The following is a 16,414-nucleotide window of genomic DNA, read 5'->3' as shown; positions in this document are numbered from 1 at the left end:
ATGTCCTCCCCCACCCCCACCCGTCCGACCTCCTCGCGCTCCTCTCTCATCGCGATCGTCGTCGCCCTCGTGGTCGGCGCGCTCGTCGCGATCGCCGGCAGCCAGGGCGGTGCGACCATCGGCGGCGTGCCGCTGTTCGCCCTCGCCGTCGCTGCGGCCTTCGCGATCCAGGTCATCGCGTTCATCCCCGCGATGCTGCTGCAGACCGAACGGTTCTTTGACCTGACGGGCAGCCTCACGTTCTTCGTGATCTCCGCAGCACTCGTCCTGCTGGCGCCGATGCCCGACCCGCGGAGCTGGATCCTGGCGGCGATGGTCATGCTGTGGGCCGCGCGCCTCGGCTCGTTCCTGGCCCTGCGCGTGCACAAGGCCGGATCCGACGGGCGCTTCGACCAGATCAAGGGGTCGCCGCTGCGGTTCCTGCAGGTGTGGGTGATCCAGGGTGCGTGGGTGTCGCTGACCGCGGCCGCCGCCTGGATCGCGATCAGTGCGGATGCCTCCTCCCGCGCGCCGATCGGATGGCTGACCGTCGTCGGCATCGTCGTCTGGGCCCTCGGCATGGTGATCGAGATCGTCGCCGACGCCCAGAAGTCGGCGTTCCGCGCCGACCCGCGCAACCGGGACGATTTCATCCGCACCGGCCTATGGTCGCGGTCCCGCCACCCGAACTACTTCGGCGAGATCGTCATCTGGGTGGGCGTGTTCGTCACCGCCGCCCCCGTGCTCGTCGGATGGCAGTGGATCGCGCTGCTCTCGCCCCTGTTCGTGATCCTGCTGCTCACGCGCGTCAGCGGCATCCCGCTGCTCGAAGCCCGCGCCGAGAAGAAGTGGGGCGACCAGGCCGACTACGTCGCCTACCGCGAACAGACTCCGGTACTGATCCCGAAGCTCACCCGGCCCGCGATGCGGGAGACGGCCGGGTAGACGGGGTCCCGGCTGGAATGCTCGGAACCGACAGCGCATATGTGAACAGAGCCCCACGACGAACGCGAGCGACCGAGTCCTACTCTGCCGTATCGAAATCCTCTACCTGTGTGAACACGATCAGGGTGTCTGCCCCGGGCGAGCATCGGTCCAGGCCGTGGATCTCCGGGACGTCAACAAGGCTGTCGAAGGCTTCTCTCTCGAAGTAGAAGCCCCTCCCCGACAGCGCCTGACCAAGTACGACCTGTCCGTTCACATCGCCGACAGCTGACCCATCCTCATAAATTTCGAACCCGAGCGGCCAGATGATCGGGTATGTTTCCTCGTCGTTCAGGAAGAGGCTTGCACACCCGTCTTCATCGACGAGCGTGCCGCTGACCGTCTGGATCTCCTGGTCTATGGGCATGCGACCCGTGATGATCTCCTCGATCGATCCACCTGCCGATGAACAAGCAGCCAGGGAGCCAAGGACCGCGACTCCCAGCACTGTCCCCCAGGCAGCTCTGCGCATCATCCCGTCCATAGGCTCACTCCGAACGCACGCATAGCGTTGCGGACGGAACTCCAGCACGAAGCCCCGTTGTAGTGGCCAGAGTGAATTCCGGTCGCAACCGAGCTCCCTTTCAGATACCAGGGGCCACCCGAGTCTCCTCCGTCTGTGACGTGATTGACCGTGCAAGCTAGAGGCCCCACTGTGTAGTGGGCGTTGCCCGCGGGGACATAGATCGTCGCCGTAGATCCAACACTCCACACTGATCCACACTTATGCCCAGTCGTCTTTCCGTATCCACACACGGTACCCCCATAGACAGAATTGGACGCTGAGGCAAATTTCCGCTGGCCTCCAGTTCCTAGGCTCGTCGACCCGCTCAACATGTAACGACTGTGGTTCCACCGGAAATCACCGCCTGTGGCCGAACTGTAGCTCGTGCTAATTGACGATGGGAAGACGGGATAAAACATGTTGGAAGTGCTACCGTATGAGCCTACGCCTGGGCAGTGACCAGCCGTGAGAACACCCAACTCGGATCCTGCATCGCGCTTAACAGGAAAGGCGCCGGTACAGGTTCCGGCCAATGTGCGGCCGCCGTCTTCTGCCTCCGGTTGTCTAGCTCGTCGGAATTAACGCTTTGCGAGAGCGCAGCGGCGTACTCCTGCAACTCCGTACTCGTATAGCCGAGGTTGGGAACGAAGGTAATCGTCTCTATCGCCTGAGACTCAAGTTGGATCTGGGCGGGAACAGCGTCGCGAAATGCGATATAGCCGCTTGAACCCCCCTCAGCAAGACTCGCATAGGAGAATTCCGTTGGATATGTCTCTTCAGCGAGCGTTGCCAGTCGGGCTAGTTGTAAAGCGATATCCGCTGCGGGCTCTTCTAAAATCGCATTCTCTGAGGGGTCGCGGTCGCTCGACGTCGCCATACCTACACCATTTGGGACCTGGGCCGATACCGATGTTGCGCTCAGCCACGGTGCTGTCAAAGCACCCAGGATAGCTACACCGACGCCCATCGATCGCGATGGTCTGCGCATTGTCTGCTCTCGCAATCTACAGGTCTCGTCTAGCCAAGAGGCCTACCCTTCATCAAGAGTGGTCAGCCGAACGGACTCTGTCAAGGCAGAGGAGCCGGGCGGGCGCCGTGGGTGTTTAGACAATTCCTTAGCCCAGCCTCCTGGATCGCGATCAGTGCGGATGCCTCCTCCCGCGCGCCGATCGGATGGCTGACCGTCGTCGGCATCGTCGTCTGGGCCCTCGGCATGGTGATCGAGATCGTCGCCGACGCCCAGAAGTCGGCGTTCCGCGCCGACCCGCGCAACCGGGACGAGTTCATCCGCACCGGCCTGTGGTCGCGGTCCCGTCACCCGAACTACTTCGGCGAGATCGTCATCTGGGTGGGCGTGTTCGTCACCGCCGCCCCCGTGCTCGTCGGATGGCAGTGGATCGCGCTGCTCTCGCCCCTGTTCGTGATCCTGCTGCTCACGCGCGTCAGCGGCATCCCGCTGCTCGAAGCCCGCGCCGAGAAGAAGTGGGGCGACCAGGCCGACTACGTCGCCTACCGCGAACAGACTCCGGTACTGATCCCGAAGCTCACCCGGCCCGCGATGCGGGAGACGGCCGGGTAGACGGGGTCCCGGCCAGCCCACTCCGAGCCGCTTCTTCGTCACCTCGCACAAGCAGGAGCCGACACTCGGTGCCCGCGGACATGACTTCGAGCCCGGCACACGAGAGTGTGGAGACGAACCAGCGCGACGGCCGAATGCCGACCGCGAGAACAAGGGAGTCTCCATGTCCAGCGAAACCCTCGTCGTGCCGCTCGTCGATCAGCTCGACGCGTTCTTCGGGCAGTACACGGCCGCGGGTCAGTCGCCTGGTCTGGTGTACGGCCTCGTCGGACCCGACGGCCTGGAGCACACGCGCGGGTTCGGCACCGCCGACGACGAAGGCACGTCTCCCGACGCCGACACCGTCTTCCCGATCGCCTCGATGACCAAGAGCTTCGTCGCGCTCGGTGCCCTGCTCGCCCGCGACCGCGGCCTCCTCGACCTGGAGGCGCCCATCACCGACTTCTACCCCGAATGGCACGGGACCGTGGGCGAGGAACCGGCGATCGCTCCGACCCTGCGACAGCTGCTCAGCATGGGCGGCGGTCTCACCGAGGACAACTCCTGGGTCGACCCGTTCCTCGGCCTCTCCGAAGCGGAGATGGTCGAACGGATCAGACCCGGCTTCAACTACAGCACCCACCCCGGAAGCGCCTTCGAGTACTCCAACATCGGCTTCACGATGGCCGGTCTCGCGGTGGGCACAGCCGTGGGCCGCCGTGTCGAGGACTGGGTCACCGATGAGATCCTGCGCCCGCTGGGGATGAACAGCACGTGGTTCGACAACCGCGCCCCGGAGGGCGGCTTCGCGAGGGCTGTCGGCTACTCGCTGGACAGCGCGGGCGACTGGGTGGGCTTCCCGTCGGAAGTGTCCGACGCCATGGCCGCGGCCGGTGGCATGCAGTCGACCATCAACGACCTCAGTGTCTGGGTCAGGTTCCTCGCGGCATCGACACTGCCTGGCAGCGACGATGCCGTGGTGAGCCGGGCTTCACGACGAGAGCTGCAGCGCATCCATCAGGTCGACATCCCCTCGCTGCAGGCCCGCCCCGACGGCTCCTGGAAGTTCGTCGCCGGCGGCTACGCGCTCGGCCTCTTCGTGCGCGAAGACCTGCACCGCGGACGCATCGTCACGCACAGCGGCGGCCTCCCGGGGTTCATCCTGAACATGGTGTGGCACGCGGGGTCCGGCATGGGCATCGTCGTCTTGACGAACAGCCACCGGAGCAACCCGGTCGCCCTCTCGGAGGAGGCGCTGTTCCGCGCACTCGCCTTTCACGACGCCCCCGCCCGCACCGTGCAGCCGTGGCCGGAGACACGTCGGCTGATGTCCGCGGCCGACGCGCTGATCCGGTCCTGGGATGACGACGCCGCTGCCGCGATCTTCGCCGACAACATCGACTTCGACCGCCCGCTCCTCCAGCGCCGGGCCGCGATCGAGGAGCTCTTCGCCCTGGTGGGTCCGCTGCGCGACGACCTCGGCACGCCAGAAGTCGTCTCCGCGGCGACACCGGCCGACATCACCTGGTCGATCCCCGGCGAGCGCGGCGAGCTGATCTGCATGATCCACCTCACCCCGGTTCGGCCGGCGCAGATCCAGGAGTTCGAGGTCGTGGCGGTCGATCGGAGCGTTCCGCGCGCCGCCCGCCCGACCGACATCTCCGCCCGGCGCCGCGCCTACGCCCGCCCGACCGTGAGCTCGCTGCCGAACACGCACGTCATCTGACGTCGCGCCCGTCAGGGCGCCATCGAGTCAGCCGCGCGATCAGCCGCACGGTCAGCCGCGCGGTCAGCGGAGCGGTCAGCCGCACGGTCAGCGGAGCGGTCAGCCGCACGGTCAGCGGAGCGGTCAGCCGCACGGTCAGCGGAGCGGTCAGCCGCACGGTCAGCCGCGCGGTAGCGGAGCGGTCAGCCGCGCGGCTCGAACCGACGGACCGGATGCGTGGCGGCGACCAGCTCGCGCAGCCCCTCCAGGTCGGTGACCGCTGCGCCCAGCGCACGCGCCTGCACGAGCACGTTGCCGAGCGCGGTCGCCTCGACAGGGCCGGCCAGCACCGGCAGGGCCGAACGATCGGCGATGGCCTGGCAGAGGAGCGCGTTCAGGGATCCGCCGCCGACGAGGTGGATCACGTCGACCTCACGCCCGGAGAGGTCGGACGCCGCGCGCACGGTCTCGGCGAACGCCGCGGCGATACTCTCCACGATGCTGCGCGTGAACACGGCTCGCTCCGTCGGAGCGGATGCTCCTGACGCCTCGACCAGCGTCGCGATGCGGCTGGGCATGTCGCCGGGTGCACTGAGCGAAGGATCGTTCGCATCGAACAGCGGTACGTCGTCCGATACGGCGGCCGCCTCCGCGAGCAGCTCGGTCAGGTCGATGCGTGCACCGTCCTGAGCCTCCCACGCCCGCACGCTCTCACTCAGCAGCCACAGGCCGGTGACGTTGTGCAGGAAGCGGTATCGACCGTCTACGCCGAGCTCGTGCGTGAAGTTCGCCTCGCGCGCCGCATCCGTCAGCACGGGCTCCGCCAGTTCCAGACCCACCAGGCCCCACGTGCCGCACGAGATGTAGGCGGCTGAGGGCGATGCCATGGGGACGGCGACGACGGCAGAGGCGGTGTCGTGCGACCCGACGGCGATCACCGGGAGAGCCTTGCCGACGAGTTCGGCGAGCTCGGGCTGCAGCAACCCGATCACCGCGCCGGGGTCGACCAACGGAGGCAGGAGACGCGGCGGGATGCCGATGCGCGTCGCGAGGTCGGTGTCCCAATCACCGTCGTCGATGCTCAGCAGCCCCGTCGTGGAGGCGTTCGTGCGCTCGGCGACGCTGGCACCGGTGAGGAGGAATGCGACCAGATCGGGGACGAGGAGCACGGTGTCGGCCGCGGTCATCCGTTCGTCCACCCGGTACTGGTACAGGGTGTTGAACGGCAGGAACTGCAGGCCGTTGCGAGCGTACAGCTCAGAGAACGGCACGATGGCGTGCACCTCGGCGACGCCCTGAGCCGTGCGGGAGTCGCGGTAGTGAAACGGCTCGGCGAGGAGAACGCCGTCCGCGAGCAGGCCGTAGTCGACGGCCCAGGAGTCGATCCCGATGCTCTCGATCGTCGGCTCCCGCCGCACCGCCTCCGCCAGCCCGTCCACGACGTGCGCGTACAGGGCGTCGAAGTCCCAGTGCAGTCCGTCCTCCCGCTCCACGGGACCGTTCGGGAAGCGGGACACGAGTTCGAGCTCGAGCCGCCCCTCCCCGATCCGCCCGATCATCACGCGGCCGCTGGTCGCCCCGAGATCGACGGCCGCGACCGCGCGCACGCTCATCGCAGGAACGCCGCGGCGACGCCGGAGTCGACCGGGATGTGCAGGCCCGTGGTGCGGCTGAGCTCGGGACCGGTCAGCACGTACACCGCGTCCGCCACGTTCTCGGGCACGACCTCGCGCTTGAGGATCGTGCGGTTGGCGTAGTACTGACCGAGGTCTTCCTCCTTGACCCCGTAGGTGGCGGCACGGTTCGCACCCCACCCGGAGGCGAAGATTCCCGAGCCGCGGACCACGCCGTCGGGGTTGATGCCGTTCACACGGATACCGTACTCGCCGAGCTCGACCGCGAGCAGCCGCACCTGGTGTGCCTGGTCGGCCTTGGTCGCGGAGTAGGCGATGTTGTTGGGTCCTGCGAAGACCGAGTTCTTCGACGAGATGTAGATGATGTCGCCGCCGAGCTTCTGGTCGATGAGCACCCGAGCGGCGGCCTTCGAGACCAGGAACGACCCCTTCGCCATCACGTCGTGCTGCAGATCCCAGTCCTTCTCCGTGGTCTCCAGCAGCGGCTTCGACAGCGAGAGCCCGGCGTTGTTGACCACGAGGTCGACGCCGCCGAAGGCGAGCACAGCCTCGTTCAACGCGGCCTGGACAGCGTCGGCATCCGCCACGTTCGCGGCGATGCCGATCGCGACATCGGTGTTCCCCAGCTCGGCGGCCGCCGCCTGCGCCTTCTCGAGGTCGAGGTCGGCGATCACGACGCACGCACCCTCGGCGGCGAGACGGGTGGCGATGGCCTTGCCGATGCCGGAGGCGGCACCGGTGACGAAGGCGATGCGTCCCTGGTGCGACTTCGGCTTCGGCATCCGCTGCAGCTTGGCCTCCTCCAGCGCCCAGTACTCGATGTCGAACTTCTCGGCATCCGAGATCGGAGCGTACGTCGAGAGCGCTTCGGCGCCGCGCATCACGTTGATCGCGTTCACATAGAACTCGCCGGCGACGCGGGCGGTCTGCTTGTTGGCCCCGTACGAGAACATGCCCACGCCGGGGATCAGCACGATGAGCGGGTCGGCGCCGCGGATGGCGGGCGACTCGGCCGTAGCATGCGCGTCGTAGTAGGCCTGGTAGTCGGTGCGGTACTGCGCGTGCAGCTCGTGCAGGCGGGCGATCTGCTCCTCGACGGATGCGGTGGCCGGCAGGTCGAGGATCAGCGGCTTGACCTTGGTGCGCAGGAAGTGGTCGGGGCAGCTGGTACCGAGGGCGGCGAGCGTCGGCGCCTTCTCGGAGGCCACGAAGTCGAGCACCACGTCGGCATCGGTGAAGTGCCCGACCATCGGCTTGTCGGTCGAGGCGATGCCGCGGATCGTGCCGGCGAGGGCCGCCGCGCGCCCACGCCGATCCCCAGCCGGGAGGGCCTCGAAGCCCGAGCGGACGCCGCCGAACGGATCGGCCTTGCCGTTCTCCGCGATGTAGGCGGCTGCGGTGTCGATGATCCAGAGGGAGTTCGCCTCCGCCTCCTCCGAGGTGTCGGCCCAGGCGGTGATGCCGTGTCCGCCGAGGATGCAGCCGATCGCCTGCGGGTTCTGCTTCTTGATCTCGGCGATGTCGAGTCCGAGCTGGAAGCCGGGCCGCCGCCACGGCACCCAGACGACCTTCTCACCGAAGATCTTCGCGGTCAGCGCTTCTCCGTCGGCCGCGGTGGCGATCGCGATGCCCGAGTCGGGGTGCAGGTGGTCGACGTGGGCGGCGTCGACCAGGCCGTGCATGGCGGTGTCGATCGACGGCGCAGCCCCGCCCTTGCCGTGCAGGCAGTAGTCGAACGCGGCGACCATCTCGTCCTCGCGGTCGAGCCCGGGGTACACGTCGACGAGAGCGCGCATGCGGTCGAGGCGCAGCACCGCGAGGCCCTGCTCGGTCAGCGTGCCCAGGTCGCCACCCGAACCCTTGACCCACATCAGCTCGACCGGCTGCCCCGTCACCGGATCGATCTCGGTGCCCTTCGCGGAGGTGTTCCCGCCGGCGTAGTTGGTGTTCTTCGGGTCGGCGCCGAGGCGGTTCGACCGGGCGATCAGAGCGGCGGCGGTGGCGTTGGTCATGACTCTCCAAGACAGGGGCGGTGCACACGACCGTGCACACTCGTACTGTTACTTCATGTGAAAGATAACACGAACCGACGTCAAGGAGAAGGGTTCCGGTGATCAGAGAATGTCCGCAAGCCCTCGGAAGGCATCGAGCCGCTCGTCCGCGGGATCGAGCTCCGTGATCAGCACGGAGATCTCATCGCCGTCGAGCGCGCGGGCCACCGAGCGACGGCCGAGCTTGCTGGAGTCGACGCACACGACCGTCGTTCCGGCGTTCGCGGCCATCGCCTGCTTCAGCTCGGCCTCTTCGACCGACACCTCGGACGTGCCGTCGGCACCGTCGAGCGCATCCGCCGAGGAGAAGAACGCGTCGAAGTAGACCGAGCGCATGCTCCGGCGGGCGATCGGCCCGACGAGACTGCCCGTGGTGGGCTCGGCCGTGCCGCCGGAGATCACCGCGGTGACGCCGTCGAACGGCTGCAGCACCTGGAACGACTCGAACGAGTTCGTGTAGACGGTGAGCCCTGCGCGCGGCCCGATCGCCGACGCGAGCATGTTGACCGTCGAGGAGGCATCGAAGGCGACACTCCCCTGGGCGGGGACGAGGCGCAGGGCCTTCTCGGCGATCGCTCGCTTCGCGCTGGCCCTGATGGCCCGACGCGCATCGAAGGGGCGGGCGCGCGGCGCCGCCGTCGCCCCGCCACGCACGCGGCGCACACGACCCTCGGCCTCGAGTTCGAGCAGGTCTCGACGGATCGTCATCGACGACACCGCGAAGAGCTCGGCCGCAACCTCGATCATCACACCCTGGGGGCCGTTGGCGAGTTCGACGAGTTCGTCTCGGCGTCGTTGCGCCTCGAGATTGCCGGAAAGAGCCATGGGAGGAATCTATCCGGTGCGCGCGATGAGACGGATCGCGCGACCAGCGATCTCGATCGCGTGCGCTCATATGAGCGGTGAGTGTTCCAGGTTGAGCGCCCCCGCTAGGCTCTGCTCATGCTCGGAAACACCACGGAACCACTCCTCGGCCGCGTGGCCGTCGTCACCGGCGGAGCGCGGGGCCTCGGCTACGCCATGGCCGAGGCCCTCGCCTCCGGGGGCGCCGAGGTCGCACTCCTCGACCGCCTCGACACCGTCGCCGAAGCCGCCGATGCCCTGGAGTCCGCTTCGGGTCGACGCTGCCTGGGCGTCAGCGTCGATGTCGCCTCTGAGGTATCCGTCGCCGCCGCCTTCGACATCATCGGCGAGCGGCTGGGCGCGGCAGACGTGCTCGTCAACAGCGCCGGCATCACATCGGGCACGCCCCTCCTCGACACCAGCACGGACGACTGGCGGCGGGTGCTCGACGTCAACGTCACCGGCACCTTCGTCACGAGCCGTGAGTTCGCACGCCGGCACGTCGAGGCGGACCGCGGCAACCCGGCCAGCATCGTCAACGTGTCGTCGATGTCGGCGTTCGCCGTGAACATCCCGCAGACCCAGGCCGCCTACAACACCTCGAAGGCCGCGGTGTCGATGTTCACGAAGAGCGCGGCGATCGAATGGTGGCCTCTCGGCATCCGCGTCAACGCGATCGCCCCCGGATACTTCGCCAGCGACATGACCAGGGACTTCGTGGCGGAGAACCCCGAGATGGCCGACGAGTGGGTGCGGCGCATCCCGGCGGGGCGCATGGGACAACCCGAAGAGCTCGGCGACCTGCTGGTCTATCTCGCGAGCGAGCGCTCGAGCTATGTCGTGGGGCAGAGCATCCTCATCGACGGGGGATACACCAGCGTCTGAGGGCTCACCGGACCATAGGCCCGAACCAGAGGCCCGGCCATAGGCTGAGTGGCATGCCCGAACTGCCCCTCGGCTCGGCGACCTTCCGAGCTGCCGCCGTCGATCTCGGCGGGTCCAGCGGTCGTGTCGTGAGCGCGACCGTCGACGGCGACCGGTTGCGGATCGACGGGGTGCACCGGTTCCGCAACCGTGCGTTCACGGATGAGCTCGGCCTGCGGTGGGACGCGCAACGGCTGTATCGAGATGCACTCGTCGGCCTCACCCGGCTGCGCAGGGAGGGGCCGGCCTTCACCAGCATCGGCGTCGACGCGTGGTCGGGCGACTACGGCCTGCTCGGCTACGACGGTCTCCTCGATGCTCCCTTCCATCAGCGCGACGCCCGCACCGAGCGCAGCTTCCCGATCGTCGAGGAGATCCTGCCCGCCGCCGAAGCCTTCCGCGCGACCGGGGTCACCGCGCTCCCCATCATGACGATCTATCAGCTGGCGGCCGACCGGGAGGCCGGACGCCTCGACACCGTGCAGCAGATGCTGCTGATGCCCGATCTGCTCGGACGCTGGCTCGGCGCCGCGGACGTCGCCGAGGCCACGAACGTCTCCAGCACCGGCCTCGCACTCCCCCGCGGCGGCGGCTGGGATGTCAGCCGGATCGAGGCTCTGGGCCTGCCGTCGAGGATCTTCCCCGACGTCGTCTCCCCCGGCACGGTGACCGGCCGTGTCTCCGAGGGGATCCTCGCTCCCGGGGACGCGACCGACATCACCGCCGTGGCCTCACACGACACCGCGAGCGCGGTGATCGCCGTGCCCGCCCGCGATCAGGATTTCGCGTACGTCTCGTGCGGCACCTGGATCCTCACCGGCGTCGAGGTCGATCACCTCATCACCAGCGACCGGGCCCGCGAAGCGGGTTTCACGAACGAGCTCGGCCTCGACGGCACCGTACGGTTCCTGCGCATCGCCGCGGGACTCTGGATCGTCAACGAGTGCATGCGGGAATGGGGGCTCGACGGCTGGGGGGCGCGCAGCACAGCCGCCCGTCGCGACCTGCTGGCCCGTGCGGACGCCGCCCCGAGCGCCGGAGTGCTGGTCGACACCGGCGACCCCCGCCTGCTGAGACCGGGGCAGATGACCGCGCGCATCGCCGAACTCGTGGCCGAGTCCGGCGGACGCATGCCGACCGACCGCGCCGGAGTGGTGCGGCTGGTGCTGGAGAGCCTCGGCGCCTTCGTCGCCCGGCAGGTCGAGGAAGCGGCGACGCTCTCGGGCGTGGACGTGCGGGTGATCCATCTGGTCGGGGGCGGCTCCGAGTCGTCGATCCTCGCCCAGGCGGTCGCGGATCGCTCCGGTCGGACGGTGACGGCCGGGCCATCGGAGGCCACATCGATGGGGAACCTCCTGGTGCAGGCCCGTGCGCACGGCGCAGTGCACGGAGGCCTCGCCGACCTGCGCCGCATGGTGCGCGCCTCCACCGAGCTGCGGAACTACGAACCCGCCCCGCGCTGATGCGGTGCGCAGGTCGCGCTCAGACCGGCGACTCGAGCAGCCGTCGGGCGAGAGCCGCGTCCGTCACCAGGGAGTCGACGATCCCGGAACGCAGCGCGGCGATGACGGCACCTGTCTTCGACGGGCCGCCGGCCACCGCGATCACCTCGGGGATGTGCCGCAGCTGCTCGGTGGACACCGCGAGCGACCGCTCGGCCACCGACCCCACCACGGCTCCGTTCTCGTCGATGAGCGTCGCGCAGATCTCCGCCTTGACGCCGGCGGCGAGCAACTCGTCGAGCGCGCCCGCCCTCCCCGCATTGTCGTAGAGCTGAGAGTCGGGCGGACTCCACGATCCGACCGCGACGACGGCCTTGGTCACCGAGTCGAACCGGCGGAAGGTCTCCATGATGCCGGGTTCGCGCCGCAGAGCGGAGGCGGTCGCTGCGGTCTCCACGAGCAGGGGCGCGAAGATGGCGCGGGAGCGACCGCCCGAGATCCGACTCACCTGGCGGATCACCTCGACGCCGTTCTCGGGCGTCGGCGCGGCGACCCCGGCGAGCTGGACGACCTCGCACGTCGCCAGGGTGCGCAGGTGCCCGGCCATCGCGGTCAGGGTGCGACCGGCCGTGAGCCCGAGCACGTCGCCGTCGGTGACGATCTCGCTGAGCAGGTCGGCGGCGGCACGACCCAATCGGTCCTGGATCAGCTCGGGCGTCGTCCCCGGGGTGATCACCGCGAGAGCGCGTGTGAGGCCGAACCGAGCGCGCAGCTGCATCGACAGGTCGAGATCGAGCGAGTCCGGCGCCTCGATCGTGATCTTGACCAGCCCCTGCTCGAGCGCATCCTCCAGCATCCGGGCGATCTTGAAGCGCGAGAGACCGAGCTCTTCCGCGATCTCGATCTTCGTCCGCCCTTCGAGGTAATGCCGGCGTGCGACGTGCGAGATCCGCACCAGCTCATCGGGTCCCATGTCGCCTCTTCCTCTCACGCCACCAAGTCCGATCAGCATATCCGGATCCGACCGCTTGCGCTCATCTGAGCACCTGGTTGTCTCATCCGTCACGCATGGCTAATGTCGGTCGAGCAATCACGACCGCGCGACTGCACACGCACCACGAGGAGCCCGATGAAGCGCACTGAACTGCCGACGACCATGCGTGCGAGCGTGCTGGTCCGAGCCGGCGAGCTGACGATCGAGACCCGCCCCGTGCCGGCCCCCGCCCCCGATCAGGTGATCGTCCGGGTGAACGCGGTCGGCATCTGCGGCTCCGACGTCCACTACTTCCACGAGGGACGCATCGGCGATTTCGTCGTGGAGGAGCCGCTCGTCCTCGGCCACGAAGCCGGCGGCACCATCGTCGCGGTCGGCGCCGACATCGACGACTCCCGCCTCGGCGAGCGCGTCTCCATCGAACCGCAGCGCCCGTGCCGTGTGTGCGAGTTCTGCCGGAGCGGCCGTTACAACCTCTGCCCGCAGATCGAGTTCTACGCCACCCCACCCATCGATGGCGCCTTCGCCGAGTACGTCGCGATCCAGGGCGACTTCGCCTACGCCGTGCCCGACTCCGTGAGCGACGACGCCGCGGCGCTCATGGAGCCGTTGTCCGTCGCCATCGCCGCCGTGCAGAAGGCGGGGGTGCGCCCGGGCAGCCGGGTGCTGATCACCGGGGCCGGCCCCATCGGCATCGTCACCGCGCAGACCGCACGGGCCTTCGGCGCCACCGAGATCGTGATCAGCGATCCGATGGCGGAACGCCGAGAGGTCGCCCTGCGTTTCGGCGCGACAGAGGCGGTCGACCCCGCTGCAGGTCCCCTCGGCTCGGGATACGACTCCTTCGTCGACGCCTCGGGCTCCCCTGTCGCCGTGAAGCAGGGCATCTCCGCGCTGAAGCCCGGCGGCGTGGCCGTACTCGTCGGCATGGGTGCCGACGAGATCGCCCTCCCCGTCTCCACCATCCAGAACCGCGAGCTGGTCGTCACCGGCATCTTCCGCTACGCGAACACCTGGCCGACCGCGATCGAGCTCGTCTCTTCCGGCGCCGTCGACCTCGACGCCCTCGTGACCGGAACGTTCGGTATCGCCGAGGTCCGGGAGGCACTCGATTCCGCCGCGCAGCCCTCGACGCTGAAGAGCATCGTGCGCCCCGGCCGCGAGCACGCGGGGGACGTATGACCGACCTCGAGCGCACGGGAAGCATCACCCTCGACGAGCAGCCCGACATGCTCGCGTGCATCGACATCCGCAAGGCGTTCGGCGGGGTACCAGTGCTCAAGGGCGTCGGGCTGCATCTCGAGCCGGGCACCGTGACCGCGCTCGCGGGCGAGAACGGCGCAGGCAAGTCGACGCTCATGAAGATCGCCTCCGGCCAGATGAAGGCGGACGCCGGTCAGGTGCTGGTCCGGGGCGAGGAGCTGGCCGCGGGATCGGCACGTGACGCCCACCAGCGCGGCATCGCCATCGTGCCTCAGGAGCTCGCCTCGATCCTCGACACCACGGTGTACGAGAACATCTTCGTCGGACGGGAGCTGCGGGGGCGCCTCGGGCTCGTGGATCGTCGTCGCATGGCCAGAGAGGCCAAGGAGATGCTCGCGGAGTTCGGCGTCGACATCGACCCATCCACGCGGATGGGGTCCCTGCCGGTGGGCCTGCGCCAGATCGTCGAGATCGTCAAGGCGACCAGCACCGGCGCTCGCGTGCTGCTGCTGGACGAGCCGACCAGCGCGATCGCCGAACGCGAGGTGGCCCGTCTGATCGAGAACATGCGGATGCTGCGCGACCGCGGCGTCGCGATCCTCTTCACCACGCACAAGATGGAGGAGATCCGCGCGATCGCCGATCGTGTCGTGGTCCTCCGCGACGGCGGCCTCGTGGCGGACGCGCCGCTCTCGGAACTCAGCGACGACGACATCGTGACCGCGATGATCGGCCGCGAGCTCGAAGACCTCTTCCCCGACCTGCCGCCCGCGTCCGACGACATCGCCCTCTCGGTGCGCGGCCTCGACTACACGCCGGCTCCGCAGCCGGTCGACCTGCAGGTGCGCCGCGGCGAGATCGTCGGACTCGCGGGGCTCGTCGGCGCCGGACGCACCGAGCTCATCGAGGCGCTGTTCGGAGTGCGCTCCTCGACCGCCGGCGAGATCGCCGTCGGGGGCCGTCGCGTCCGCCGCGGACGCCCTGCCGACGCGATCACCGCAGGCATGGCGCTGGTCCCGGAGGACCGGAAGGGCGCTGGCGCCGTGCTCAGCATGGACATCCTGGCGAACGCCACCCTGCCGCGCATGGATCAGTTCTCCGTCGCGGGATGGCTCAAGGGCCGCAGCCGCGTCGACGCGGTCTCCGAGGTCATGAGTTCGGTGAGGCTGCGCAGCCGCGGCCTCGGGCAGCTCATGGAGACGCTGTCCGGCGGCAACCAGCAGAAGGTCGTGCTCGCGCGTTGGCTCACCGGCGAGGTCAAGGTCCTCCTGCTCGACGAGCCGACCCGCGGCGTGGACATCGGCGCCCGCAGCGAGATCTACCGCATCATCACCGACCTCGCCGCCTCCGGCATGGCCGTGGTCATGGCCTCGAGCGATATGCCGGAGATCCTCGCGCTGTCGCATCGCGCTCTCGTGCTCAAGGACGGGGGCGTGGTCGCCGAGCTCGACCGGGCCGCCCTCCAGCAGCCCGACGTGCAGGACCGCATCTTCCGCCTCGCGAGTGGACTCGACATCTCCGAGGCCCCCGCCAGCAGCACCGCCCCCTCCGCAAAGGACGACCGATGACCGACACCCGCACCGCCGCGCAGACCTTCGTGCCCGAGTCGGAAGTGAAGCGCTTCAGCCCCACCTGGTTCGGCGACCTCGCCATCCGCTACGCGATGGTGATCGTGATGGTGCTCATCATCGCCTTCTTCCTCTACCGCAGCGCGCGCTTCGGCACGGTCGACAACCTGCAGACGATCCTCGTCGCCGCGGCACCGTTCGCCCTGATCGCCCTCGGACAGACGCTCGTGATCCTCACCGGCGGCATCGACCTGTCGGTCGGCAGTGTCATCGCCGCATCCGCCGTCTTCGGCAGCCTCACCGCGAAGGCCTTCCCCGACCAGATCTGGCTCGCGATCGTCGCCGGTGTCGTCGTCGGCTTCATCGCCGGCGCGATCAACGGCTTCGTGGTCTCGGTGATCAAAGTGCCACCCTTCATCGCGACGCTCGGGATGCTCACTCTCGCATCCGGCGTCGCCTATGTCGCGGGCAACGGCGCCCCCATCACCGGGCTGCCCGCCGACTTCTCCCGCATCGCCAACGCGCAGTTCGGCGGGCTCACGCTCCCGGTGATCCTGATGATCGTCGGCATCCTGGGACTCGCGATCATCATGCGCCGCACCACGTGGGGCATGCGCGTGTACGCGATCGGCGGCAACCCGATCGCCGCGGGCATCGCCGGCATCAACGTGGGCCGCACCATCTTCAGCGTGTACGCCATCTCCGGCATGCTCGCGGGGATCTCCGGCGTCATGCTCGCCAGCCGTGTCACCCTCGGCGCACCGAACCTCGGCGTCGGGTACGAGCTCGACGCGATCGCTGCCGTCGTGATCGGCGGGGCGAGCCTGCTCGGCGGTCGCGGCTCGATCTGGGGAACCGCCCTCGGCCTGCTCCTCATCCAGACGCTCAACAATGGTCTCGACATCCTGACCGTGCCCGCGTACTGGCAGAAGGTCATCAAGGGCGTGCTCATCGTCGCGGCGGTGGCCGTCGACGTGTGGGCGACCCGACGACGAAGCCGCTAGCACACCGACGACCACCCCGA

Annotated in this window: 15 protein-coding genes; 8 read left to right on the top strand and 7 right to left on the bottom strand. The window is 68.6% G+C overall.

All coding sequences use genetic code 11. The features are described from left to right. Window positions 1-924 carry a DUF1295 domain-containing protein gene (locus tag FFS56_RS13240; RefSeq protein ID WP_127012779.1) on the top strand — a complete coding sequence of 308 codons (924 nt, stop codon included), beginning with the start codon at window positions 1-3 and terminating at the stop codon, window positions 922-924. A gap of 79 nt (window positions 925-1,003) precedes the next feature. On the opposite strand, the gene FFS56_RS13235 is transcribed toward FFS56_RS13240, so the two are convergent. Both FFS56_RS13235 and FFS56_RS13230 read right to left on the bottom strand, forming a co-directional pair. Then, on the bottom strand, window positions 1,004-1,447 hold the full coding sequence (locus FFS56_RS13235) for a hypothetical protein (protein WP_127012780.1): 444 nt from the start codon (window positions 1,445-1,447) through the stop codon (window positions 1,004-1,006). A gap of 463 nt (window positions 1,448-1,910) precedes the next feature. Next, entirely contained in the window at window positions 1,911-2,345 is a 435-nt protein-coding gene (locus FFS56_RS13230; RefSeq protein WP_127012781.1) for a hypothetical protein, read from the bottom strand. A gap of 222 nt (window positions 2,346-2,567) precedes the next feature. Here FFS56_RS13230 and FFS56_RS13225 point away from each other — a divergent pair, with 222 nt between their 5' ends. Together FFS56_RS13225 and FFS56_RS13220 are read left to right on the top strand one after the other, a co-directional pair. Further along, window positions 2,568-3,047 (top strand): DUF1295 domain-containing protein, encoded by a 480-nt coding sequence (locus FFS56_RS13225; RefSeq protein ID WP_338068259.1) that lies wholly within the window; start codon window positions 2,568-2,570, stop codon window positions 3,045-3,047. A 163-nt stretch (window positions 3,048-3,210) separates the two neighbouring features. Then, complete coding sequence (locus FFS56_RS13220; protein WP_127012782.1) at window positions 3,211-4,752, top strand: serine hydrolase domain-containing protein; 1,542 nt, start codon at window positions 3,211-3,213, stop codon at window positions 4,750-4,752. On the opposite strand, the gene FFS56_RS20570 is transcribed toward FFS56_RS13220, so the two are convergent. From FFS56_RS20570 to FFS56_RS13205, 4 genes are all read right to left on the bottom strand, one after another. Further along, a complete protein-coding gene (locus FFS56_RS20570; protein ID WP_164734125.1) occupies window positions 4,745-4,909 on the bottom strand; it encodes a hypothetical protein in 165 nt (54 codons plus the stop codon). The genes FFS56_RS13220 and FFS56_RS20570 overlap by 8 nt on opposite strands. Window positions 4,910-4,934: 25 nt before the next feature. Continuing rightward, the gene (locus FFS56_RS13215; protein WP_127012783.1) at window positions 4,935-6,344 is read right to left on the bottom strand and encodes a rhamnulokinase family protein; all 1,410 of its coding nucleotides are present in this window, start codon (window positions 6,342-6,344) and stop codon (window positions 4,935-4,937) included. After that, the gene (locus FFS56_RS13210; protein ID WP_046748667.1) at window positions 6,341-8,377 is read right to left on the bottom strand and encodes a bifunctional rhamnulose-1-phosphate aldolase/short-chain dehydrogenase; all 2,037 of its coding nucleotides are present in this window, start codon (window positions 8,375-8,377) and stop codon (window positions 6,341-6,343) included. The genes FFS56_RS13215 and FFS56_RS13210 overlap by 4 nt, the downstream gene beginning before the upstream one ends. A 102-nt stretch (window positions 8,378-8,479) precedes the next feature. After that, entirely contained in the window at window positions 8,480-9,241 is a 762-nt protein-coding gene (locus FFS56_RS13205; protein ID WP_046748666.1) for a DeoR/GlpR family DNA-binding transcription regulator, read from the bottom strand. Window positions 9,242-9,358: 117 nt separating this feature from the next. On the opposite strand from FFS56_RS13205, the gene FFS56_RS13200 reads away from it, so the two are divergent. Continuing rightward, window positions 9,359-10,144 carry an SDR family oxidoreductase gene (locus FFS56_RS13200; protein WP_127012784.1) on the top strand — a complete coding sequence of 262 codons (786 nt, stop codon included), beginning with the start codon at window positions 9,359-9,361 and terminating at the stop codon, window positions 10,142-10,144. A 53-nt stretch (window positions 10,145-10,197) separates the two neighbouring features. Further along, window positions 10,198-11,646 carry an FGGY-family carbohydrate kinase gene (locus tag FFS56_RS13195; RefSeq protein ID WP_127012785.1) on the top strand — a complete coding sequence of 483 codons (1,449 nt, stop codon included), beginning with the start codon at window positions 10,198-10,200 and terminating at the stop codon, window positions 11,644-11,646. A 19-nt stretch (window positions 11,647-11,665) separates the two neighbouring features. Here the strand turns inward: FFS56_RS13195 and FFS56_RS13190 are convergent, their stop codons facing one another. Continuing rightward, on the bottom strand, window positions 11,666-12,598 hold the full coding sequence (locus tag FFS56_RS13190) for a sugar-binding domain-containing protein (protein ID WP_046748663.1): 933 nt from the start codon (window positions 12,596-12,598) through the stop codon (window positions 11,666-11,668). Between the two features lie 156 nt (window positions 12,599-12,754). On the opposite strand from FFS56_RS13190, the gene FFS56_RS13185 reads away from it, so the two are divergent. From FFS56_RS13185 to FFS56_RS13175, 3 genes are read left to right on the top strand one after another with little or no spacing between them, the layout of a single operon-like run. Then, window positions 12,755-13,801 (top strand): NAD(P)-dependent alcohol dehydrogenase, encoded by a 1,047-nt coding sequence (locus FFS56_RS13185; protein WP_127012786.1) that lies wholly within the window; start codon window positions 12,755-12,757, stop codon window positions 13,799-13,801. Next, the gene (locus FFS56_RS13180; RefSeq protein ID WP_082108680.1) at window positions 13,798-15,390 is read left to right on the top strand and encodes a sugar ABC transporter ATP-binding protein; all 1,593 of its coding nucleotides are present in this window, start codon (window positions 13,798-13,800) and stop codon (window positions 15,388-15,390) included. Before FFS56_RS13185 ends, FFS56_RS13180 begins: the two co-directional genes overlap by 4 nt. Then, window positions 15,387-16,394, top strand: a complete 1,008-nt coding sequence (locus FFS56_RS13175) for an ABC transporter permease (RefSeq protein ID WP_045263874.1) — start codon at window positions 15,387-15,389, stop codon at window positions 16,392-16,394. Before FFS56_RS13180 ends, FFS56_RS13175 begins: the two co-directional genes overlap by 4 nt. Window positions 16,395-16,414: the final 20 nt, after the last annotated feature.

The organism is Microbacterium sp. Beta (genome assembly GCF_005502545.1).
Taxonomy (GTDB): domain Bacteria; phylum Actinomycetota; class Actinomycetes; order Actinomycetales; family Microbacteriaceae; genus Microbacterium; species Microbacterium oxydans.
Note: the sequence above shows the minus strand (reverse complement) of the source record. Positions and strands in the feature narration are given on the sequence as shown.

Bases quoted from the DNA above. Each gene is read 5' to 3' on its own strand.
- FFS56_RS13235 (WP_127012780.1), bottom strand. From the start codon at position 1,447: ATGGACGGGATGATGCGCAGAGCTGCCTGGGGGACAGTGCTGGGAGTC.
- FFS56_RS13180 (WP_082108680.1), top strand. From the start codon at position 13,798: ATGACCGACCTCGAGCGCACGGGAAGCATCACCCTCGACGAGCAGCCC.
- FFS56_RS13215 (WP_127012783.1), bottom strand. From the start codon at position 6,344: ATGAGCGTGCGCGCGGTCGCGGCCGTCGATCTCGGGGCGACCAGCGGC.
- FFS56_RS13240 (WP_127012779.1), top strand. From the start codon at position 1: ATGTCCTCCCCCACCCCCACCCGTCCGACCTCCTCGCGCTCCTCTCTC.
- FFS56_RS13190 (WP_046748663.1), bottom strand. From the start codon at position 12,598: ATGGGACCCGATGAGCTGGTGCGGATCTCGCACGTCGCACGCCGGCAT.
- FFS56_RS13230 (WP_127012781.1), bottom strand. From the start codon at position 2,345: ATGGCGACGTCGAGCGACCGCGACCCCTCAGAGAATGCGATTTTAGAA.
- FFS56_RS13210 (WP_046748667.1), bottom strand. From the start codon at position 8,377: ATGACCAACGCCACCGCCGCCGCTCTGATCGCCCGGTCGAACCGCCTC.
- FFS56_RS13185 (WP_127012786.1), top strand. From the start codon at position 12,755: ATGAAGCGCACTGAACTGCCGACGACCATGCGTGCGAGCGTGCTGGTC.
- FFS56_RS13200 (WP_127012784.1), top strand. From the start codon at position 9,359: ATGCTCGGAAACACCACGGAACCACTCCTCGGCCGCGTGGCCGTCGTC.
- FFS56_RS13205 (WP_046748666.1), bottom strand. From the start codon at position 9,241: ATGGCTCTTTCCGGCAATCTCGAGGCGCAACGACGCCGAGACGAACTC.
- FFS56_RS13220 (WP_127012782.1), top strand. From the start codon at position 3,211: ATGTCCAGCGAAACCCTCGTCGTGCCGCTCGTCGATCAGCTCGACGCG.
- FFS56_RS13195 (WP_127012785.1), top strand. From the start codon at position 10,198: ATGCCCGAACTGCCCCTCGGCTCGGCGACCTTCCGAGCTGCCGCCGTC.
- FFS56_RS13175 (WP_045263874.1), top strand. From the start codon at position 15,387: ATGACCGACACCCGCACCGCCGCGCAGACCTTCGTGCCCGAGTCGGAA.